The organism is Flavobacterium sp. GNP002 (genome assembly GCF_054343795.1).
The window spans coordinates 2,253,302-2,276,009 of sequence record NZ_JBTGUW010000001.1 but is presented as its reverse complement, the minus strand read 5'-3'; the positions used below and the strand labels follow the sequence as shown (position 1 = coordinate 2,276,009).

General features: G+C 33.4%; 26 protein-coding genes. 19 read left to right on the top strand and 7 right to left on the bottom strand.

Annotated features, from left to right (window positions below):
• Window positions 1-597 precede the first annotated feature (597 nt).
• From ACXX80_RS10020 to tgt, 6 genes are all read right to left on the bottom strand, one after another.
• Window positions 598-990: a hypothetical protein gene (locus tag ACXX80_RS10020; protein ID WP_458553076.1), complete on the bottom strand. Its 393-nt coding sequence runs from the start codon at window positions 988-990 to the stop codon at window positions 598-600.
• Window positions 991-1,170: 180 nt separating this feature from the next.
• Complete coding sequence (gene dnaB / locus ACXX80_RS10015) at window positions 1,171-2,715, bottom strand: replicative DNA helicase (protein WP_114752849.1); 1,545 nt, start codon at window positions 2,713-2,715, stop codon at window positions 1,171-1,173.
• A 152-nt stretch (window positions 2,716-2,867) separates the two neighbouring features.
• Entirely contained in the window at window positions 2,868-3,821 is a 954-nt protein-coding gene (locus ACXX80_RS10010) for an acetyl-CoA carboxylase carboxyltransferase subunit alpha (protein ID WP_315211696.1), read from the bottom strand.
• A 115-nt stretch (window positions 3,822-3,936) separates the two neighbouring features.
• On the bottom strand, window positions 3,937-4,824 hold the full coding sequence (locus ACXX80_RS10005; RefSeq protein WP_458553075.1) for a DMT family transporter: 888 nt from the start codon (window positions 4,822-4,824) through the stop codon (window positions 3,937-3,939).
• Window positions 4,811-5,899 carry an LptF/LptG family permease gene (locus tag ACXX80_RS10000; protein WP_458553074.1) on the bottom strand — a complete coding sequence of 363 codons (1,089 nt, stop codon included), beginning with the start codon at window positions 5,897-5,899 and terminating at the stop codon, window positions 4,811-4,813. Before ACXX80_RS10000 ends, ACXX80_RS10005 begins: the two co-directional genes overlap by 14 nt.
• 73 nt (window positions 5,900-5,972) lie before the next feature.
• Window positions 5,973-7,103 (bottom strand): tRNA guanosine(34) transglycosylase Tgt, encoded by a 1,131-nt coding sequence (gene tgt, locus ACXX80_RS09995; protein ID WP_458553073.1) that lies wholly within the window; start codon window positions 7,101-7,103, stop codon window positions 5,973-5,975.
• A gap of 629 nt (window positions 7,104-7,732) precedes the next feature.
• Here tgt and ACXX80_RS09990 point away from each other — a divergent pair.
• From ACXX80_RS09990 to ACXX80_RS09905, 18 genes are all read left to right on the top strand, one after another.
• Window positions 7,733-8,251 (top strand): GNAT family N-acetyltransferase, encoded by a 519-nt coding sequence (locus ACXX80_RS09990; protein ID WP_458553072.1) that lies wholly within the window; start codon window positions 7,733-7,735, stop codon window positions 8,249-8,251.
• A 361-nt stretch (window positions 8,252-8,612) separates the two neighbouring features.
• Complete coding sequence (locus tag ACXX80_RS09985) at window positions 8,613-9,737, top strand: hypothetical protein (protein ID WP_458553071.1); 1,125 nt, start codon at window positions 8,613-8,615, stop codon at window positions 9,735-9,737.
• 161 nt (window positions 9,738-9,898) lie between these two features.
• Complete coding sequence (locus ACXX80_RS09980) at window positions 9,899-10,468, top strand: hypothetical protein (RefSeq protein ID WP_458553070.1); 570 nt, start codon at window positions 9,899-9,901, stop codon at window positions 10,466-10,468.
• A 202-nt stretch (window positions 10,469-10,670) separates the two neighbouring features.
• Window positions 10,671-11,810, top strand: a complete 1,140-nt coding sequence (locus ACXX80_RS09975) for a pyridoxal phosphate-dependent aminotransferase (protein WP_458553069.1) — start codon at window positions 10,671-10,673, stop codon at window positions 11,808-11,810.
• A gap of 182 nt (window positions 11,811-11,992) precedes the next feature.
• Window positions 11,993-12,562, top strand: coding sequence for a Crp/Fnr family transcriptional regulator (locus ACXX80_RS09970; protein WP_458553068.1), 570 nt, complete (start codon window positions 11,993-11,995; stop codon window positions 12,560-12,562).
• 62 nt (window positions 12,563-12,624) lie between these two features.
• Window positions 12,625-13,167: a heme-binding protein gene (locus ACXX80_RS09965; RefSeq protein WP_458553067.1), complete on the top strand. Its 543-nt coding sequence runs from the start codon at window positions 12,625-12,627 to the stop codon at window positions 13,165-13,167.
• Window positions 13,168-13,185: 18 nt separating this feature from the next.
• Window positions 13,186-13,593, top strand: coding sequence for a hydroxyisourate hydrolase (uraH, locus tag ACXX80_RS09960; RefSeq protein ID WP_458553066.1), 408 nt, complete (start codon window positions 13,186-13,188; stop codon window positions 13,591-13,593).
• 243 nt (window positions 13,594-13,836) lie between these two features.
• Entirely contained in the window at window positions 13,837-14,394 is a 558-nt protein-coding gene (locus tag ACXX80_RS09955; RefSeq protein WP_458553065.1) for a YdeI/OmpD-associated family protein, read from the top strand.
• Window positions 14,395-14,426: 32 nt separating this feature from the next.
• Window positions 14,427-14,804, top strand: a complete 378-nt coding sequence (locus tag ACXX80_RS09950) for a ribosomal maturation YjgA family protein (protein WP_458553064.1) — start codon at window positions 14,427-14,429, stop codon at window positions 14,802-14,804.
• Between the two features lie 108 nt (window positions 14,805-14,912).
• Window positions 14,913-15,335 (top strand): DoxX family protein, encoded by a 423-nt coding sequence (locus tag ACXX80_RS09945; RefSeq protein WP_417992015.1) that lies wholly within the window; start codon window positions 14,913-14,915, stop codon window positions 15,333-15,335.
• Between the two features lie 223 nt (window positions 15,336-15,558).
• The gene (locus tag ACXX80_RS09940; RefSeq protein WP_458553063.1) at window positions 15,559-15,966 is read left to right on the top strand and encodes a hypothetical protein; all 408 of its coding nucleotides are present in this window, start codon (window positions 15,559-15,561) and stop codon (window positions 15,964-15,966) included.
• Between the two features lie 99 nt (window positions 15,967-16,065).
• Window positions 16,066-16,776 (top strand): DUF4328 domain-containing protein, encoded by a 711-nt coding sequence (locus ACXX80_RS09935; protein ID WP_458553062.1) that lies wholly within the window; start codon window positions 16,066-16,068, stop codon window positions 16,774-16,776.
• 37 nt (window positions 16,777-16,813) lie between these two features.
• On the top strand, window positions 16,814-17,320 hold the full coding sequence (locus ACXX80_RS09930) for a MepB family protein (protein ID WP_458553061.1): 507 nt from the start codon (window positions 16,814-16,816) through the stop codon (window positions 17,318-17,320).
• A gap of 19 nt (window positions 17,321-17,339) precedes the next feature.
• Window positions 17,340-17,624 (top strand): rhodanese-like domain-containing protein, encoded by a 285-nt coding sequence (locus tag ACXX80_RS09925; protein WP_458553060.1) that lies wholly within the window; start codon window positions 17,340-17,342, stop codon window positions 17,622-17,624.
• A gap of 202 nt (window positions 17,625-17,826) precedes the next feature.
• A complete protein-coding gene (locus ACXX80_RS09920; protein ID WP_458553059.1) occupies window positions 17,827-18,390 on the top strand; it encodes a YciE/YciF ferroxidase family protein in 564 nt (187 codons plus the stop codon).
• A 216-nt stretch (window positions 18,391-18,606) separates the two neighbouring features.
• Window positions 18,607-19,458, top strand: coding sequence for a transketolase (locus ACXX80_RS09915; protein ID WP_282733502.1), 852 nt, complete (start codon window positions 18,607-18,609; stop codon window positions 19,456-19,458).
• Between the two features lie 62 nt (window positions 19,459-19,520).
• Window positions 19,521-20,162, top strand: coding sequence for a hypothetical protein (locus ACXX80_RS09910; RefSeq protein WP_458553058.1), 642 nt, complete (start codon window positions 19,521-19,523; stop codon window positions 20,160-20,162).
• Between the two features lie 4 nt (window positions 20,163-20,166).
• On the top strand, window positions 20,167-21,120 hold the full coding sequence (locus ACXX80_RS09905; RefSeq protein WP_458553057.1) for a transketolase family protein: 954 nt from the start codon (window positions 20,167-20,169) through the stop codon (window positions 21,118-21,120).
• Window positions 21,121-21,185: 65 nt separating this feature from the next.
• Here ACXX80_RS09905 and bamM read toward each other — a convergent pair whose 3' ends face one another.
• On the bottom strand, window positions 21,186-22,163 hold the full coding sequence (gene bamM, locus ACXX80_RS09900; protein ID WP_458553056.1) for a BamM family beta-barrel-assembly machinery protein: 978 nt from the start codon (window positions 22,161-22,163) through the stop codon (window positions 21,186-21,188).
• A gap of 79 nt (window positions 22,164-22,242) precedes the next feature.
• Here bamM and ACXX80_RS09895 point away from each other — a divergent pair, with 79 nt between their 5' ends.
• Window positions 22,243-22,632: an RNA-binding S4 domain-containing protein gene (locus tag ACXX80_RS09895; RefSeq protein ID WP_458553055.1), complete on the top strand. Its 390-nt coding sequence runs from the start codon at window positions 22,243-22,245 to the stop codon at window positions 22,630-22,632.
• The last annotated feature ends 76 nt before the right edge of the window (window positions 22,633-22,708 follow it).

The window sequence follows — 22,708 nt, the reverse complement described above, 5'->3', positions numbered from 1 at the left end:
CTACCAATATAAAAATCTGATACAAAACATACAATATGCTATTCAAAATCCACGTAATTTTATTCATTTTTGGACTTAAAACAATTGTAAGATTCCCTACCAGAAACAAAATTGTACTTCCGAACAAATAGAATAAAATACCCATATTTATTAAATAGAACTCTTTTTTTTCATTCAACATATTGTAAAAATGAAAAGTGGCATACAAAATCAATAATATGGAAGTCATTAATATTTCGAAAAGATTAAATTTAAAAAACAAAGAAAAGTCAAATGCATATTGTATAGCTAATGCTAATAGGGTTGTGATTAAACAAAATTTCACTATTCTTTTTTGCAATTCTTGTTTTAAAATATTCACGTAAAAAAGGCTCAGAAATATAAACTGACCGATAAAATAAAAATGCGAGAGATATAAGTTACTAATATTGAATTTTTTCAAGGTCATTGAAGTCATTTGGACTAAAAAAATCACACCAAGATACCATGTAAAAAGTGAGTAAGCTTTCCCGTGATTACGGTAGCCTTTAATAAATAAAATCAGATTAAGAAATAAAATTAAATACCCAATATTTGCAAATAAAATCCACATAACAATTAGGAATTTAGAGGACTTTCAGGATCACTCGCCGGCGGGCAAGGCTCTGTAAAATCGTATATATTATCTTGGCCTCCTGCTGAATTTCCAAAAGTGTCAGAAATCATATCGACATAAATTCCTGTTTCCGGATTGAATTTTGTACCTACAATCATTAATTTTTCAACGCCTGCATCATCCACTCCAATATAAGCTCTCACGGCATCTACTCCTTCTGATAAAACTTCTAGTAAATCTACTTTCGGAATCAAAAATGCATTGACATGATGGTGTTTATTGTAATCTCCTTCTTTTTTAGACCAACGCTTGGCCCATTTCTGTGCAGTTTTTAAAGGGATTGCATTTACAGTTTTGGTTTCTTTATGGTTTTCAGAAGTAGTTTCTTGTAACATAAGCGATAGGTTTTGGTAAACTATATTTTTAAAATTAAAAATCGATAGCTAAACTACTACTTTTTATTGTTTTAACAAAATACATCCTATGTATTACAACATTAAAAAGCCTAAATCAAATGGATGATTTAGGCTTTTAATGTTTATATTCTAAAAACAATATTTGACTTGTTTAATTTTCTAAAACGGAACGTCGCTGTCATCATCTAAATCATTCAAATTACTTCCAAAAGCTTCATTAGCCGAAGGGAGATTTTTAGTGATAAAAGGATTATCGTCTTGATTCATACTTGAAGGTAAATCATCATATCCTCCACTAAAATCTTCCAGATTGTCAAACTTTCCTAGATGTCCAATAAACTTCAATCGAACGTTTTCAATACTACCATTACGGTGTTTAGCAATCATTATTTCTGCCTGACCAGTCGTTGGTGAAGCTTCATCATCATCCCACTCATCAATTTTGTAATATTCAGGACGGTATAAAAACGATACAATATCGGCATCTTGCTCAATCGCTCCCGATTCACGTAAATCCGACAGTAAAGGTCTTTTACTTGACCCACGCGTTTCTACCGCACGCGACAATTGCGAAAGTGCAATAACCGGAACATTTAATTCCTTGGCCAATGCTTTTAAGTTTCGGGAAATCGTAGAAATCTCCTGCTCTCTATTTCCGCCTCCTTTTCCGTTTCCTCCTGCTGTCATCAATTGCAAGTAATCGACAATAATAATTCGGATACCATGCTGTGAAACCAAACGTCTTGCTTTAGCCCTTAAATCGAAAATAGACAATGAAGGCGTATCATCAATAAACAAAGGTGCTTTTTCTAAATTCTTAACTTTGGTACTCAATTGTTCCCATTCGTGCTTTTCCAGTTTTCCGGTACGTAATTTTTCCGACGACAAACCTGTCTCAGAAGAAATCAAACGGGTAATTAACTGAACCGATGCCATCTCCAAAGAAAATAAGGCAACTGGCATCCCAAAATCAATTGCCATATTTCTAGCCATCGATAATACAAATGCGGTCTTACCCATTGCTGGTCTAGCCGCTATAATAATTAAATCACTTGGTTGCCAACCTGAGGTAATCTTATCTAATTTATCAAAACCTGTTGCAACACCACTCAGTCCTTCTTGACCGGCAATTTCCTCGATTCTTTTCTTGGCCTGTAACACTAAACTCTGTGCTGTTTCGGAACTACGTTTTATGTTCCCTTGTGTTACTTCGTATAATTTGGATTCGGCTCTATCCAATAAATCAAAAACATCTGTTGTTTCATCATAGGATTCTTCAATGATTTCAGAAGATATTCGAATCAAACTACGCTGAATAAATTTTTGTAAAATGATTCTGGAGTGAAATTCAATGTGTGCCGAAGAGGAAATCTTTTGCGTAAGCTGAATTAAATAAAAATCACCGCCTGCCAACTCTAATTTTGCATTTTTTTTAAGTTGGGCAGAAACGGTTAATAAGTCAATAGGCTGTGTTTCTGTAAACAGTTGTACAATAGCTTCAAAAATATGTTTGTGTGCATCTTTGTAAAAAGCATCAGGCTGTAAAATGTCAATCACATCATCTACACCTTTTTTATCAATCATCATGGCACCCAGCACCGCCTCTTCTAAATCGAGAACCTGAGGAGGCAACTTCCCTTTTTCTAAGCTTATAATTGTTGTTTTATCCACCTTTACAGGGTTTATATTTCTGAAGTTTTCCATAGAGCGAAAGTAGCAAAAATTAAAAAAATATTGTCATTGAGTTGTTACAAATAATTGTTCATAAGTAACTATTTTTTGTTTATAACCCAAAAAAAATCCGTCTCGTTCTAGGTTTTTAGCACGAGACGGATTAAAGATAAATTTGTAAGATTTTACTCTTTATACTCGCCCATTTTACTGTATTTGTCCATTCTTTGGGCTATTAATTCTTCTGTTGATAAGTCTTTCAATTCATTAAAACCTTTCATGATATATTGCTCTACCGTTTTGAAAGTAGTCTCTTTATCATAGTGTGCTCCACCTAAAGGTTCCGGAATGATATCATCCACTAATTTTTGTTTTTTCATGTCTGCAGAAGTCAATTTTAATGCTTCGGCAGCTTGTTCTTTGTACTCCCAGCTTTTCCATAAAATAGAAGAACACGATTCTGGTGAAATAACAGAATACCAAGTGTTTTCCATCATGTAAACTTTATCACCAACTCCTATTCCTAATGCTCCTCCAGAAGCTCCTTCACCAACAATTACTGTGATAATAGGCACTTTTAAACGAATCATTTCAAATATGTTTCTGGCAATAGCTTCACCTTGTCCACGTTCCTCTGCTTCTAATCCTGGATAAGCTCCCGGAGTGTCAATAAGAGTGACCACTGGAATACCAAATTTTTCAGCCATTTTCATCAAGCGCAACGCTTTTCTATAACCTTCAGGGTTTGCCATCCCAAAATTACGAAACTGACGCATTTTAGTATTGATCCCTTTTTGTTGGCCGACAAACATGAATGATTGTCCATTAATTTGTCCTAAACCACCAATCATGGCTTTATCATCCTTAAATGATCTATCTCCAAAAAGTTCAAGAAATGTACCTTTAGTAAGATTAGTAATATGCTCTAGCACATAAGGTCTATTAGGGTGACGAGATAGTTGGACACGTTGCCAAGCAGTCAAGTTTTTATAAATATGCCTTTTAGTCTCTTCTAACTTTTTGTTGATTTGTTTGCAAGTATTCGTTACATCAACATCCGATTCTTGACCAATAATAAGACATTTGTCTAACTGTTCTTCTAGTTCTTTTATTGGAAGCTCAAAATCTAAATATTCCATAGGATTTTTGCGTTTTTGTTTTTATTTGGAACCGCAAATATAAAATTTTAAATCGTTCAAAAAGGTAAATTTTATATTTATGTGTAAAAGTTTGCTTCTCAAAACCTTGAGAAAGTTATTCTTGTTTGTCCTTTTGATAGTGTTTTATAACCCCATTTAGGATTACGGTGATTACAATTATTAGTGCCCCGATGTAAAACTCAAAGCTCATTTTCTCTTTTCCGCCAAGGATAAAATAGGCCAAAATAATCCCGTAAACCGGTTCTAAATTTGTAGTCAGCATTACGGTATACGGTGTCAGTTTTCGCATCACTTTTACCGAAGCTGTAAAGGCATACGCAGTACAAATTGATGCTAAAACCAGAATTAAAACCCAATTATTAGCTGTCAATATAAAGAAATCAGCAGTGAATTTTTGCTGGAATAAAAAGTAAATCGTAATAAAGAAAACACCTGCCAGAAATTCGTAAAAAGCAATTACGGAAGGTTCGTGTCTTTCAATCAATTTTCCGTTCATTAGCGTAAACAAAACACCTAATATTATTGATGCCAAGGCGTATAGCATTCCATCCAAATAGTTAATTTCGACTTTCATAATCAATGCTAAACCAGCAATAATAATAAGACCAAAAAACACTTCGTACCACAATACTTTTCGACCATAAAAAACAGGCTCTAATATTGAAGCAAAAAACGCTCCAAGCGAAAAAAAGGATAGTGTAATGGACACATTAGAAACATGGATGGCTTTGAAGAAAAAGATCCAATGCAAGGCAATCAGCAATCCCACAAAAATCAATTTGAATAAGGATTTTAAAGGGATTTTAAATGATATCTTTTTGAATGCAATAAATAAAGCTAAAAACAGCCCTGCAAAAAACATGCGATACCAAACTAGAGCATCGGCGGTAATGGTGATTAAAGCTCCTAAAATAGCCGTAAAACCCCATATAAAAACAATCAAATGAAGGTTTAAGTAACTTTTTAATTTATCGTTTTGCATTTCGTAACAAATAAATGGCTAAAATTCCAAAAGCAATATTAGGCAACCAAACGGCTAACATGGGAGGAATACTGGATTTTTCGGCCAATACACCAAAGATCTTATCAAAAAATACAAAGGCAAAAGCCAAAGCAATTCCTATCGCTAAATTAGTTCCCATTCCGCCTCTTCGCTTCATCGAAGAAACCGCAACGGCAATAATAGTAAGAATAAATGCCGATACCGGAACACTATATTTTTTATACAATACAACTAAATAAACATTGATATTAGACGAACCTCGCTCACGTTCTTTTGCAATAAAAGCATTTAATTTCCCTAGACTCAAGGTTTCCGCAATGTAAACCACAGGCGTTAAATCCTCTAAATCAAAGGTGAAAACAGCCTCTTTTTGAGGTACTTTTTCAATTTTATCATTCAGTTCACCCACCGTTCTTTTAGTATAATCATACATGGTATAGGTGCTGTCCTTCGGGTTCCATTTTATTCTGGAAGCCGTTATTTTATGGACTAATTTTTCGTTTTTAAATTTTTCAAGCGAAAAATTAAAAGCAGTTTTAGACTCTGTATTGAAACTGTTTACATAGATAAACTCATTATCACTAATTTGTCTGTAAACGTCAGTATCATCACCACGCATCGCCTCTTTTCCGCCACCTTTCAAGTATGTATACCTAAAATTATTGAATCCTTCACTGGCTGCAGGAACCACAAAGAAACCCATCAGCAATACAAAAACAGAAACAATGGAAGCACCAATTATATAAGGTCTTAAAAAGCGCGTGAATGAAATTCCCGAACTTAAAATAGCGATAATCTCCGTATCATTTGCCAGTTTTGACGTAAACCAAATCACCGATAAAAACAAAAATATTGGAAAAAGAGAATTTGCAAAATAAATAGTAAAGTTGTAATAGTACAGTGCAATCTCTAAAAACGGGATTTTATTCTCCAGCATTTTATTGATCTTCTCGGATACGTCAACAACAATTCCTATAGGGATAAACAACAACAGCATCACCGCAAATGTGGCTAAATATCTTTTCAGGATGTATTTGTCTATTATTGTTAACATGTTTTAAATTATGAGTTATGAGTTATGAATTATGAACTACAAGCTAACTCATAATTTATAATTCATAATTATTTTATAAACGTTGGCTCATATTTTTCACCATCATTTCTTTCCAAGGTCTGAAATCGCCAGCTAAGATATGTTTTCTGGCTTCACGAACCAACCACATATAAAAACCAAGATTGTGTATAGTAGCAATTTGTTTCCCCAAGTATTCATTGGCAGCAAAAAGGTGGCGCAAATACGCTTTCGTGTATTCAGTGTCCACGTAAGTGATTGCCATTTCGTCAATTGGCGAAAAATCATCTTCCCACTTTTTGTTTTTGATATTTATAGTACCATTTGCAGTAAATAACATTCCGTTTCTGGCGTTACGCGTAGGCATCACACAGTCAAACATGTCGATTCCAAGGGCAATATTTTCCAAAATGTTTATTGGAGTTCCCACTCCCATCAGGTAACGCGGTTTGTCTTCCGGTAAAATTTCACAAACCACTTCGGTCATGGCATACATTTCCTCCGCAGGTTCCCCTACTGAAAGTCCACCAATCGCATTTCCTTGTTGGTTTGAATTTGCAATATATTCTGCTGATTGTTGGCGTAAATCTTTATAACAACTCCCTTGAACAATTGGAAAAAACGTTTGTTCGTACCCGTATTTAAAAGGCTGCGTATCTAAATGATTGATGCAACGGTCTAACCAACGGTGGGTCATTTTCATGGAGCGTTTCGCGTAGTTGTAATCACAAGGATATGGCGTACACTCATCAAAAGCCATGATAATATCAGCACCAATGGTACGTTGAATTTCCATCACATTCTCTGGCGTAAAAAAGTGGTACGAACCGTCAATATGCGATTTGAACTTCACTCCTTCTTCCTTAATTTTTCTATTGGCCGAAAGTGAATACACTTGGTAGCCACCAGAATCCGTCAAAATATTACGGTCCCAGTTCATGAATTTATGCAAACCACCGGCTTTCTCCAGGATTTCGGTTTGTGGACGCAAGTATAAATGGTAGGTATTTCCCAAGATAATATCTGGGTTGATATCGTCTTTCAATTCGCGTTGATGTACCCCTTTTACAGAACCTACGGTTCCTACAGGCATAAAAATTGGAGTTTCAATCACACCGTGATCAGTAGTAATACTTCCCGCTCTGGCTTTCGACTGCGGATCTTTTTTTAATAAATCAAACTTCATAGTAACGTATTTCACCCGATTGTTCGGCTGGCAAAGATAGGTTAATTTGAAATCTACATCAAAAAAATGTTTTTCATCCCATAAAGTAAAAAAGTGTCTCAAAAGCTATTAGGATAATAACTAAAATACACCAGCTTTTTAAGGAAAAAATGAGACAAATATAGCATTCAAAAACACACGTATCCTTTAGCATCTGGTTTTGGGCGTGCCCACACTTTCATTTCCATTACTGAGCTGGGGCTATACGTTATAAACGAAGTTCACTGAACTCCGCTAAAAATTAAAAACATTGTGAAGTAATCTTTTATTCCGCTGCGCTTCATAAAAGGATTTCCAGTGCAAACGAAGTTCACTGTGCTCCTATGAAAAATATCAAAAAGTGAAGCAATCCCTCAAGCAAAACAAGTCGTAATAACAACTAAATTAGTCTCATGTAATTCAAAAAAGTATTAAACAAATTAAAAGTCCTTTTGATGATTTGTACGATAATAAATAAAGTGTATATTTGAGAGTAATACGGTACTCAGTAGCGACTATCCACCCAAAATGAGAGGTATAAGCGCTACTTTGTGGCGCCTATATACTAGTTTTGTGTAAGCGGAAAAACCGAACAAATAAAACATTAAGCAATGAAAAGCGCATTTCCAATCATAAAAACTGACCGAATCTTGTTACGAGAAATTACGGGTTTAGACCTTGAAAATATCTTCAATGGACTTTCAAATCCTAATGTTATTCAATATTATGGAATTAGTTTCGATAGTTTGGAAAAAACAAAAGAACAAATGATTTGGTTTGCAGATAAGAAACAAATATGGTGGGCAATTTGCTCTCTTGATAATAAAACTTTTTACGGAGCAGGCGGACTAAATGATATTAACGACAAAGAAAACAAAGCAGAAATTGGACTTTGGCTACTTCCAGATTTTTGGGGTAATGGAATTATGAAAGAAGTTTTACCTTTAATCTCTGACTACGGATTTAAAAACCTTAAACTAAATCGAATTGAAGGATTTGTTGAAACTGAAAATTTAAATTGTAAAAATGCAATGTCTAAACTTGATTTCAAAAACGAAGGAACAATAAAAGATTTCGAAATAAAAAATGGAAAATCAATAAGCGTTGATATTTATACGAAAACAAATTGATTGCACAAAGCTCTACACACAACAGCCACTACAAGCAATTTGGGTATTTGGCTTAATTTGAAGTTGATTTTGTATTTGGAAGATTTGGCAAATCCGAATAATGGGCCTAATTTAGTTCCAAACTGCCTTTAGCGCGGGAACATTAGGAGTAAGCATATAAAAAAATACCTGAAACACAATGAAAATAAAATATTTAATTTACTCCTTGACTTTTCTTTGTGCAACAACAATTAGAGCACAAACAGTTTTTCATACAAAAGACATCGAAAACTTTTATCAAGCATTTGATAGTGTACAAACCACAACTAACAAAGAAAAACAAATTGACATTGTACAAAAAACATATTTAGATAACGGTAGTTTGGGTGTAAAATATACAAAAAACCACTCTGTTGAAGGAGGCAAAATAGCCACTGCAAAACATTGGGTTGAATTTATGTTTAATGAAAAGGAAAAACTTTTTAGAATTAGACCTTATTTTGAAAATCTTAATTCTCAAATGAAAATATTAGAACCAAAGTTTAAATACTTCAAAGAACAATATCCTGAATTTAAAGATGGAAACGTTTATTTTGTAATAGGTTTAGGCATGTTTGGAGGAAGGCCAGAACAAGAAGGTCCAAATCTATTTATTGGTTGTGAAGTACTGGCAAATGATAAACCAGATTGGGCAGTGAGTATTGTACTTCACGAATATGTCCATACACTTCAAAAACAATCTTATAACGCACTTTTAGCGCATTGTTTAAATGAGGGTGCTTGCGATTTTATTGCAGAAGTGATAAATCAAAAGAGTTTGAGAGAAATGTATCCTAATGGCTATATTGACTTTGGCTATAAAAATGAAAAAGCAGTATGGAAAGAGTTTAAAAAATTTATTGTCTCAAATGAAAAAGGTATTTTTTTTGATTGGTTATATGGCATAAAAGGAAGAAATCTGAATGGCACACAAATAAAGGATTTAGGCTACTTTATGGGATATAAAATCTGCAAGGCATACTACGACAATACAACAGACAAAAAACAAGCAATTAAGGACATCATTGAAATGGATGTTAGTTCAGATGAAAAAGCAAGAGAATTTTTGATTAAGTCAGGTTATGTCTCTAAAAGTGATATTAAGTTTATTAAGAATTTTAAATTTGATAATGTTGCAGAAATAAAAAAAGGAATTAAACTAATTCAATACGGTTATAAATTTGACAAAGACAATATTGTATTTATGTTTAAAATACCTGAAAATGTTGAAAAAAAAGAAATTGAATACATTACAATAGCAGGTAGTTTTAATGATTGGAATCCTAAAAATTTAAGTTACAAAATGACTAGCATTGTGAATGATTTTTATCAATTTATTATACCAAAAGCAGACCTAAAAGAAAAATACAACGAATTTAAGTTTGTAATAAATGGCGAAAATTGGCAACCAGTTCCAGACAATGCCAAAAACACCAAAAATGGTAATATAACATTGGAAATAAAATAAATGCCTTCTGCTAACACTTGCTAAAACTCATGGCTAGTTTTTCGGTAAATTGTGCATTTCTTGTTCATAACTTCGCTCAGTGGTTAAGCAAAAAAACTTTCCATAAGCCGCCACGAGCTCTAGCAAGGAAACATTGTGTGCAAATTTAACCCCTTATAATCATGAAAAACCTTTTTATTATTATACTATTTTTATTTGGAACTAGCCAAATTATTGCGCAAAAAACTATTTCTATTGAAGCTAACGGAAATTTAGAATCTCCAAAACCATTAGTATGTGTCGATTTATCGCAAGTTACCAACGAAAACAATCCTGCTGATATTTTAAATGGAATGAGAGAATGTATAAAATTAAAAGACTATAAAAATGCTGTTAGATTATTCGCAATAGCTGGTGTTTATGGAAAATTTGATACTTACAGAGTAATAGATAAAAGTGCGCATCAGGCTTTATTAGTTTTGCAACAAAGTATAATTATGAATCTTGACGAAAGTGAAAGAAATTCTTTATTTGAAAGTCTTAATAAAGAGCTTGAGCAAGGTTCAGATAGTTTAAATGAAGTTTGTCAGGCAATCAACAAAATTGGATTTCCCTTATATTTTCCAAAATACATTATTCAACATGGAATTCAAGCTTTCACAGGAAAAGAAGGCAATGGACTTAATGAAAAATTTGATAGTCAAAAGTCATGGAATTTTGCGTTAAAAGAATATCTGCATTGTGCAGAATAAAATCTGTACATAACAGCCATTTTGAGCTAGCTGGAATTTACTGGAATTATCGTTTCTCATCAAGTTTTCATAAATCCTAAAACTGAGCGGTTGCTAATTTCGAGCCATCTCAAAGTGGCGAAACGAACGTTGGAAGCAATTTTAACACTCCGCGGTTGTAACAAACTATTTTTTTTAAAGACTTGTTAAAGAAAAAGACAGTATGGAAACGAACCGAAGACTTTGGCTGAAAAAAATTGGAATTGGAGTAGCTGGTATTGGACTTACACACTTCAATTCATTTGCGTCTCCTCCTGTATCAGAAAATTTAATTAATAGTTTTGAAAATGATGCTAACTTAATTTTTTTACGTTCAAATGAAAACCCCTACGGTCCGTCTCCATTAGCAAGGAAAGCATTTTTAGACAATGCCAATATTAGTAACCGATACAATTGGGATGTTGCGACACAACTGATTTCTGACCTTGCATTACGAAATAGTGTTAAAGACGAAAACATATTGTTAGGTGCTGGTTCAACTGAAATTTTAGATTTGGTTGCAAAATTTGTATCACTACACAAAGGACACGAACCGAAGGTGACTGGCAACGCAAATTATGTAATCGCAGACCCAAGCTATGATTATTGGACAGTTACATTAGATAATTTAGGTTTAACTAAAAATAAAGTACCGCTTACAACCGACAAGAAAATTAATTTGCAAGCTATGTTGGCAGCTGTAAACCAAGATACAAAACTTGTTTATATCTGTAATCCAAACAACCCAACAGGAACAATTTGTGAAAGAGAAGCATTGGTAGAATTTGTAACCAAGATTTCACAAAATACAATTGTATTGATTGATGAGGCATATTTGGACTTTACTAAACAGCAATCCCTTAGCAATATGGTAAATGACCACAAAAATATTATTATCGCCAAAACATTTTCCAAAATGTATGGTTTGGCTGGAGCACGGATTGGGTATGCAATTGCAAACAAAACAATAATTGATAATTTGGCAAATTTGCAATCCAATACAAATAATAGCGTTAGTGTATTATCAAAACTTGCTGCTATAGCTTCGTTGAAAGATGACAAATTTGTTTCAAATTGCTACTTGCTAAATGAAAATGTAAGACAATATACTATCAGCGAACTCAAAAAATTAAATTGTGAGTGCATTTCTTCTAATACAAATTTCATCTATTTTTCGCTTGCAAAATACAACAAGGACTATTTCAAACAATTAGAAAACAATAATATTGAAGGTGGAAGAATATATGAAGAACAAGGTAAATGGACAAGGATTACAGTGGGTAAAATGGACGAAATGAAAAAATTTATTAAAGCAATACAATAAAAAACCGCCACCAACACACGCTAAAAACAATTTGAGCAATTGGCTTAATGGGAAAATGGTTTTGTAATTGGAAGATTTTATATTACCTGATTGGCAGGCTTAAATCGATTTCGTTAAATTAACTTACCAAAATTAATTGTTCGTACATTTACTTTCAAAAAAACCGCCTAAATTAAGATAAGATGTACGAATTGCTAAAAAAGTATATCAATAGCAGAATACAAATTAATGACGAGGAAATTAATTTGATTTGTTCCTATTTTAAACCTGTACGAACAAAACGGAATGAAATTTTAGTGCGTTATGAAGAAATATGTCAGCAGTATTATTTTATAAACAAAGGTTGTATCAGACTTTTTACAATCAATAAAGAAGGAACAGAAACTTCCCGGTTTTTTGCCTTTGAAGGTAATTTTGGAACAGCACTACCAAGTTTTATTGATCAGCAACCCACTTTTGAATACCTACAAACAATAGAAAAATCTGATTTATTAGTAATTTCCAGAACTGATTTTTATCATCTTGTAGCAACAATGCCAGAATTTGCAATGATATACAGAGAGATTCTAGAGCTGGGTTTTATAACAGCCCAAAAACGCATTTACGGTTTTCAAGGCTTTGACGCTTTGGAGAAAGTCAAATGGATTATTAACCATCAACCTCATTTTTTATTACGCGTTTCTAATAAAATGGCAGCTTCTTACTTAGGAATTTCTCCTTCGACCTTAAGCAGAATAAAATCTAAACTCTAAAAACGTTGACATAGGACAAACTTTTTGCCCTCGATCATTTTTAATTTTGTGAAAAATTAATCATGAAAGTCAACTCTTATCTGTTAACACTGTTTATTCCGCTTTTTTCATTGGCACAAATAAGTACTCAAAAAAGTATAGTTCTCATTAATTCTAATGCAAAAAAAGAACAAAATTACATCAAACAATCCGTTCAATTGACACTTAAAACTGCATTTCAAATAACAGAACAAGCACGCTCAACCGCCACTGCATTAGGAAAAAATGTAACCGTTGCAGTATTAGATGCATCGGGGCAAATTATCATTATCACTCGTGGCGAAGAAGTCGGCCCACACAATACGGAGGCAGCAAGAAGAAAAGCCTACACCGCATTGTCCACTAAAACGCCCACTCTACTTTTATCGAGAAATGCCAGATTAAATCCAGACACTCAAAATTTAGCCTCGCTGCCGGAACTCTTGCTATTAGCTGGTGGTTATCCGCTTTATTACAAGGGGAAACTTATTGGTGGTATTGGCATCGCTGGAGGTGGCAGTCCTGAAAATGATGATTTAATCGCTAAATCAGGTGCAATTATTGACGCACAAATCACAACTCATTAATATAAAAAACAAATAAAAATGAAACATTTACTTTTAAGCCTACTTTTTACTGCTGTAACAACTGCATCCTATTCTCAGAACAATACCTACCAATTGTCCAGCCATATCTTAGATATAACAAGCGGAGCTCCTGCAAGTGGCGTGCCGGTTATATTGGAAAAATTCGATGAAACCACTAAAATATGGTCTTTTGTTGATAAAAAAACAACTGATAAGAATGGACGTGTCACCGATTTTATGAATTATAAAGACGCAAAAAATGGAATTTACAAACTGCGATTCCTGATAGCTGACTATTTTAAAAGTAAAAAGACCGAGAGTTTTTATCCTTTTATAGAAGTTGTTTTCCAAATTAAGGATACCAATCATTATCATGTTCCCATAACGCTTTCCAACTATGGATATGCTACCTATAGAGGGAATTAATTTAGTTTGCCCCATTTATTTTAAATCTTGAATGACTTTGTTCTAAAAAGCCTCATTTCTCCTTTAGTTTTTTTTGGATGAATGAGGTTTTTTCGTATACTTTAATCCCGACCGCGATGGTATGCTAGAATTGTTAGTATAGTTTGCAAAACTGCGCTAACGTTTGTGTTAAAAAGGGTAATCTGATTTATTATCCTATTTTTTTTGTATTTTTCTGCGTTATTTAACAAACTTAATTTTGCAATGGCAGCAACCTTTTTTGCAACACAAGCCGAATTTAGAGCATGGTTAGAAAAGCACCACAAAAAGGAAATGGAACTACTCGTAGGTTTCTATAAAGTGAGTAGCGATAAACTATCCATGACTTGGTCGCAATCCGTGGATCAGGCGCTATGTTTTGGATGGATTGACGGTGTGCGAAAATCAATTGATGCTGAAAGTTACAGCATTCGTTTTACACCACGAAGAAGCAGCAGTATTTGGAGTGCCATCAACATTCAGAAAATGGAGGAACTCAGTAAAGCCGGGCTACTGACTCAAGAAGGACAAAAAGCATTTGATTTACGCACAGTAAGCAAATCCCGAATTTATTCTCACGAAAAAGAACCCGCTATTCTTGATTCAAATTATGAAAGTCAATTTAGAATGAACCCAGTAGCATGGGACTTTTTTAATGCACAAGCGCCTTCTTACAAAAAGGTAGTGATACATTGGATAATGACTGCAAAACAGGAAAAAACCAGAATATCAAGGCTTGAAAAAACAATACAAATCAGTGAAGAACAAAAACGAATGCTGTAAAAAGTAAAATCCTAAATAATTAAACAACCAAAATGTTTCAATTCAATCGCAACTATTTTATACTTACAATTTTACTTTTTCTCATAGAAACTGCTATCGCTTTGTATCTTCATGATAACTTTATACGACCGTATTTTGGAGATTTTTTAGTGGTTATTCTACTCTATTGTTTTGTAAAATCCTTTGTAAACGTATCCGTTTGGGTTGCTGCTTGTCTTGTGTTGCTCTTTTCATTTGCTATCGAAATCGCACAATATTTTAATATGGTTGAAAAACTTGGATTACAGCATTACAAAGTTGCTAAAGTTGTTCTTGGAAATTCATTTGCTTGGATGGATTTACTTGCCTATATTCTTGGAATTTTGACTGTAATCAGCATTGAAAAAATTTACTTTAGAACGAGAGAATAAAATACAGTAACAAATTCGAGCCATCCTTAAAATAAGTTATTTAATACAGTATAATTCTTGTTAAAAAATCTTATATTTGTAAGAACACTATACTAAAAACTTGAAATTATGATTCAAAAACTGTTCTCTCCGTCTTCTTGGTCTGCAAATGCAACAGATTGGGCTTCGCTTATTTTACGATTAACACTTGGTTTATTGATGCTAAGTCATGGTATACCAAAACTAATGAAGTTATTGAATGGCACAATGGAATTTGGTGACCCAATAGGCATTGGTGTTCCGGCATCATTGACTTTGACCGTTTTTGCCGAAGTTTTATGCTCCCTACTAATTGTAATAGGTTTATGGACCAGACTAGCATTGATTCCGCTTATTATTACAATGGCGGTTGCTGTGTTTATTGTTCATATCAATGATGATCTGGGAACTATGGAATCTGCGTTAATGTATTTACTGTGCTATTTTGCGCTGTTTTTATTAGGAAGCGGTACCTTTTCAATGGATGCAGTTTTAAAAAGAAAAGCAATTTAAAAAATAATTTTATATCAGTTTAATCGTATATATTTACTTGAAAATTGCTAGAATCCTATTCTTTTCACCTTTTCAAAATGAACTGGGATTTCATAGGATTTTATAAAACTATATAATTGAAACAATTACGATACAAAAAGAATTTAATTACAATGCTTTTCAGTTTGTTATTTGGAACTGGATATTCGCAAACAAAATAATCAACAACAGTAGTTTAAAACAAATGATCACTTTACAAGACAACTATGGGATGGGGATTTTCCAAATTCCGTTTTATGATAAAAAAGGATTTGGTCATACTGGAGGAATTGATGAATTTAGATCCGTATTGTATTATTTCCCAGAGGACAAAATAGCCGTTGCATTAACTTCAAACGGAAAAACATACGACAATAATAACATCATTATCGCTGCTTTAAGCATTTACTTCAACAAGCCGTTCGTAATTCCTACTTTTAAAAAGATCGAACTCAAAACCGAAGACTTAGATCCTTATTTAGGTGAATACTCAGATGCTGGGTTTCCCATGAAGATTACGATTACAAAAGATAATTTAAAACTTTTTGCACAGCAACTGGACAATCAGCTTTTCCGCTTGAAGCTACTGAAAAAGATAAATTTGAGTTTTTAGCCGCTGGAATAAAACTAGAATTTAAGCCCAATGAAAAACAAATGATTTTAAAGCAAGGTGGTGGAGCATTCAAATTGACAAAAAAATAAGAAATTAAAAATGGAAAATTTAAGACCCAACGGACAAAGAGCAAAAATTGCTATTATGCTAATATGGATTGTGCTTACAGTCGAAATAATTTCACTCCTTTCTGATTATTTACAATATGACTTATTGCAAACAGTGGCAAATGGCGGACAAATCACAACTGAATCAGCCACAGATAATGATTTGAGACAAAAAATTATAGCCATGATTTATCTGACCGTATATGTAATTTCGGGCATTACTTTTATACAATGGTTCAGGAGGGCTTATTACAATCTTAATCTAAAAGCAGAAACTTTATCATTTACCGAAGGTTGGGCCGCCGGCTGCTGGTTTGTACCAATCATATCGCTTTATAGACCCAACCAAATCATGAAAGAGCTGTATCAGGAAACACAACGTTTACTATCCAAAAAGGATGAAAATTATACTAAAAATCTAACTACCCACTCCATTGGATGGTGGTGGGCTTTATGGATTATTTCTTCATTTTTAGGGCAATTCGTTTTTAGATACTCCTTGAAGGCGGAGACAATTGAAGAGTTGACTACAAGTACAATTGCAAGTATTATTGCTTCACTAATTGGTATACCGCTAGCTATAATTACTGTAAAAGTCATTAAAGATTATTCTGAAATTGAACCTTTACTTTATGAATTAATCGATGAGGAAGAAAAAGAAAAAATCATACCTGATACTGACTTACAGACTATAGAAAACTAGTATTTCAAATTAAAAAGCCAAAAAAACAACATTAATAATGATTCCTGAAAACCTACTTGAGACTAAAGAGCTTGTATTTGACCAATGTGGTTTTGAACTCCGAAATCTTGAAATAGAAAAAGAAAGCACCGAATATAGCGCCTGTAAATTTGACCTTAACACCGTTAAAATACTCTTTCGTGTGGCGAAAATTACCCCTACTAAAATTGGGCAATTTGTGACTTTTTGGAAGAGAAGTGAAAAAGGGCCAATCGAACCTTATGCTGTTTCAGACGAAATTGATTTTTTTATTATAAATACTAAAAGTGACAATCAATTTGGTCAATTTATATTTCCAAAATCCGTGCTTAGTCAGCAAGGGATTATCAGTACCAACTTAAAAGAAGGAAAACGAGGAATACGAGTGTATCCACCTTGGGATTTTACAATCAGCAAACAAGCACAAAAAACACAAAAATGGCAACTGGAATATTTTTTAGAAATTCCTTTGAATAAATCCGTAAATTTAGATAGAGCCAAACAGCTTTATGCTTTAATAGAGTAATAATCTTAAATATAACAAAATGGAAGTAGCAAAAATAATTAAAGAAAAACTGGGAACTATAGTTGATGTTCGCTCTTATGATGAGTTCATGGGCGGTCACGTTGCTGGCTCAATAAATATTCCTTTGAATGAGATTCCACATAGAATGCAGGAGATACAAGAACTTAGAGCTCCACTAATTCTATGTTGCGCATCGGGAAATAGAAGTGGACAGGCACAAGTATTTCTAACGGCACACGGAATTGAATGCTATAACGGCGGTTCTTGGCTGGATGTGAATTACCATCAATCTCAAACATCTTAAAAAAAATCTAGCAGAGATTCAAAAAAAAGAAGTTTAATTTCTTTAAAAATCATACATTTCGTATTTACAATTAGTTAATTAACAGTTTATTACATTTTAATATGTTTAATTTTACCTTACTTAAAAATTAAGTAATGAGTTTGTTTGAGAGAATATCACGTTTAGAATTCCTCATAAAAAATTAACCTTAAAAACTACTGTTATGAGAACTGAAATGAGTAAAAACGAAAATAGTAAAGGAGCTGTACAAGCAAATGCAGCGCATGGATTGAGAGATTTATTTGAAGTTGGATTGAAAGATATTTATTGGGCAGAGAAAGTGTTAACTAAAACATTGCCAAAAATGATGAAAAACGCATCATCACCAGAATTAGTTAACTCTTTAAAAAACCAATTGAATGAGACGCAAGAACACGTTTCACGGTTGGAAAAAATATTTGAAGCAACTGGTGTTGAAGCTACTGCCAAAAAATGCGAAGCAATGGGAGGCATATTAAAAGAAACCAACAGCTTGATAAGACAAACTGATATTGGCGTAGTTCGAGATGCCGGAATTATTGCAGCAGATCAAAAGGTAAAACATTATGAAATTGCAACTTATGGAACCCTGCATGCTTTTGCTAAAACTTTAGGAGAAGACAAAGCAGCAAATCTATTAGCAATGAGTCTTGATGAGGAGAAAAAAACAGATGCTGTATTAACCGGAATTGCTTTAGCTGCAATCAATAATCAAGCGCACAGAGCTAATGCAATTACGAACACTTAATTACAATTGTAATTGGAGAATTTACAATTATTCTGTATTTCTCCATTCACAAAAAAGCCCGCTAAATGCGGGCTTTTTTGTGAATTATGCAAACTTATGTCGGTAATTTTATTCAACTAAAATTCTAATGGAATCTTACATTAAATATTCCTAAAAACTTTTGCGGTAACCCTAAATAAAAATTACATTTGCAACAGTTTAACTTTTACACACAAAATGAAGCCTAACACACAACAATTAAACGATTTAACGATCCAAGTCAGAAGAGATATTCTTCGAATGGTACACGCTGTCAATTCAGGTCACCCAGGTGGTTCTCTAGGTTGTACTGAATTTCTGGTAACCTTATACCAAAACATAATGGAACGCAAAGAAGGTTTTGATATGGACGGTATTGGAGAAGATCTTTTCTTCCTTTCAAACGGACATATTTCTCCTGTTTTTTACAGCGTTCTTGCGAGAAGCGGTTATTTCCCAGTATCGGAATTAGCAACTTTCCGTTTGATCAATTCAAGATTACAAGGTCACCCAACTACTCATGATGGCTTACCTGGAGTAAGAATTGCGTCAGGTTCTCTTGGACAAGGATTATCAGTAGGAATTGGTGCTGCTCAAGCTAAAAAATTAAATGGTGACAATCATATTATTTACACGCTTCACGGAGATGGTGAGTTACAAGAAGGTCAAAACTGGGAAGCAATTATGTATGCTTCTGCAAAAAAAGTGGACAATCTTATCGCTACAATCGATTTAAACGGAAAACAAATTGACGGAACAACTGACGAAGTTTTGGCAATGGGAAGCATCCGTGCTAAATTTGAAGCTTTTGATTGGGATGTTTTAGAAATTGAAAAAGGAAATGACATTGAAGCTATTATTGCCGGGATGAATGATGCAAAATCAAGAACTGGAAAAGGAAAACCAGTTTGTGTGTTGCTACATACTGAAATGGGTAATGGTGTAGATTTTATGATGTACAGTCATGCTTGGCATGGTAAAGCGCCAAATGATACGCAACTTGAAATTGCTTTAGGTCAAAACTATACTGAAGCCGAAAGCGACTACTAGAAAGTGTTCAGAGCTCAGTAATTAGTGATTAGTAGAATACTGCTAAAAATCTAAATTAGAAGATGAAAAAAAGTATTTTAATAGTAGTAATCCTTTTTTGTCAAAATGTATTTTGTCAATCATTTACATTCGATAGATTTATTGAATACCAAGACAATTCAGGTGAAACCTCAATTTTTATGATAAATTCTAAAAATGAGAGCTATTATTTTTTTGGGGGTGGTTTTACTAACGAAATTACGGGTAGTGTTTTTGATTTGAAGAACAAAGTAAGACATAGCTATTCAGTAGCAAATATAAAAAACGCAGTAAAATTTGAATATTTAAATTCTTCTATTGAAACAGAAAATAAGGTTCCTTGTTACGACAAATACAATGTGATTGAAGTAACAAAAACACCAATAGATAGTTTAACCACTAATTTTACCGTTTTAAAATTCAAGAATAGCAAAAAGAGAAAAATAATTCAAAGTTCTAATATAAAAGCTATCAAATCTGTAATTCCAGTGTTTTCACTGATAATGAAACCTTTTTTTGGTCATTTTATTTATTGTCAGAAAATAGATTTCCCTGAAAATTATTTGCCTGCTATTGTTGAAATCGATTATTTCAACAAGATTAAGACCAAAAACGAATTGATTCAAAATAAAGAAGTTAATGTTCTTTTATCTTTAAATAAGAAAGATATTAAATTAAGAAATTAAGAAAATGAAAAAATATACAAATACAGGAAGTAAAGATACTCGTTCGGGTTTTGGAGCGGGAATGACTGAATTAGGTCAAAATAATGAAAATGTGGTTGCACTTTGTGCGGATTTAATTGGTTCTCTAAAATTTGACGATTTCAAGAAAAATCACCCGGAGCGTTTTTTCCAAATTGGAATAGCTGAAGCAAATATGATTGGAATTGCAGCTGGTTTAACAGTTGGTGGTAAAATTCCTTTTACAGGAACTTTCGCTAACTTTTCTACAGGAAGAGTGTATGACCAAATTCGTCAATCAGTTGCTTATTCTGAGAAAAACGTAAAAATTTGTGCTTCACACGCTGGATTAACATTAGGTGAAGATGGTGCAACACACCAAATATTGGAAGATATTGGATTAATGAAAATGTTACCGGGAATGACTGTAATCAATACTTGTGATTACAATCAAACTAAAGCGGCTACTCTAGCATTAGCAGATCACCATGGTCCTGCTTACTTGCGTTTTGGCCGTCCGGTTGTTCCTAATTTCATGCCAGCTGATGAGCCTTTCGTAATAGGAAAAGCGATTGTTTTAAGCGAAGGTTCTGATGTAACAATTATTGCTACTGGACATTTAGTTTGGGAAGCGCTAATTGCTGCTGAAGCATTAGAAGCTAAAGGTATTTCTGCTGAAGTAATCAATATTCACACCATAAAACCATTAGATGAAGAAGCGATTTTGAAATCATTGGCAAAAACAAAATGTATCGTTACTGCTGAAGAGCATAATATTCTTGGTGGTCTTGGCGAAAGCGTTTCCAGAGTATTATCATTAAACAGTCCTGCTCCACAAGAGTTTGTAGCGGTTAATGACAGCTTTGGAGAATCTGGAACACCAGAACAATTAATGGAAAAATACAAATTGAACAATCAAGCGATTGTTGAAGCTGTAGAAAGAGTAATGAAAAGAAAATAATCTTTTCCTTTTACACCAAAAAAAATCCAGTTCAATTGAACTGGATTTTTTTTGAATCGTATTTTTTAATTACACTTTACCAAATGTCTTTTTATTCTGGCTGGATCAATAGTATTTCCATCACAACTCGGTATATCAGCAAAAGGAATTAAAACTCCATTAGCACCTGTAATTTCTGTTTTTGTACTAATTCCATCTGCATCATCATCAGTGTCTAAAAAGTTAGGTATACCATCTCCATCTGTATCATCAGGATTAACAACACCTGTAGCCAAAACTCTCATGTAATTATCACCGTTGATATCTTCTTGAAAATTCATAATTCCATCTCCATCAGAATCAAGTCTGCTTATTGCGAATAATTTAAAACTAAAAACTAAAGGTGCATAAGCTGGAATACTGGCGCTTCCTGTATAATAACCTAACCCTGAAGGAAGAAACATCACTCCTGCTCCAAAATCATTATAAGAAACCGTACCGTCAGTATTAGAGACATATGTTCCTGATTTAAACTCAGGGAAAGTTTCACCCCATCCAGTTACAGTACTAAATAAACTTAAGAATTGTTGTGGATTCCTAACTTCTTCAAATTGAGTTGCTGTAAAAGTTTCTACTTCAGCAACTTTTTGACGAGATAAATAATCGCCTTTATATGCAGACAAAACTCCATCTACATTTGACGGTCGCTCTCCTACTCCCTCTCTTAACACTAAATAATACAACTTATATGTTATATCATGAAGTTTCACCTCTTTGATCAAAAGTTTAGGAAAAGTGGTGCTATTCAAATACGAATAAATAGACGGTGTAGTTCCACCTGTTGGAATTTTTGTAAAAGTAACATCTTGATCATCTGCAAAACCAGGATGATTAAGAACAGTTATAGAATAGGTTTTTAAATATTCTTCAATATCAGTTAAATCAGTAGCTAATTGTTCTGCATAATCTCTAGGTGGTTCAATTTCAGCAGCATCATCCTTTGAACATGAAAATAAAGAGACTGTTGTAATTAATAGAATAAAATAATACTTAAATTTGTTCATTATAGCTAAATTTTTAAGTGCGCAAGATACAATATTGATTGATTTTTGTAAACTATTTAACTCCGATTTTAGAAAATTTATGAGAATAGATAAATATTTATGGTGCATGCGGTATTACAAAACCAGAAATATGGTTACTGAAGCCTGTAAAAAGAATCATGTGACTGTAAATGGTCTTGTTGCCAAGCCATCAAAAGAGGTTTTTCCTACTGACAAAATTACGTTCCGGAAAGACCAAATTACCCAAATCATCACCGTTCTGGATGTACCGGAGAACCGTGTTGGAGCTAAATTAGTCGATACCTATAGACGAAATGATACTCCGGCAGAAGCCTACCAACATTTAGAACTACTGAAATTATCCAAAGAACATTACCGTAAAAATGGCACAGGAAGGCCTACCAAAAAAGATAGAAGAGATATCGATGAATTTGGGAATGAAATAATCACCGATGAAGATGATGAGTAAAACTACAGTTTTACTTTTTTAAGTTACCAAAATGATTCTTTCAATTTTAAACATCAAACCGTTAAATAACAAACTA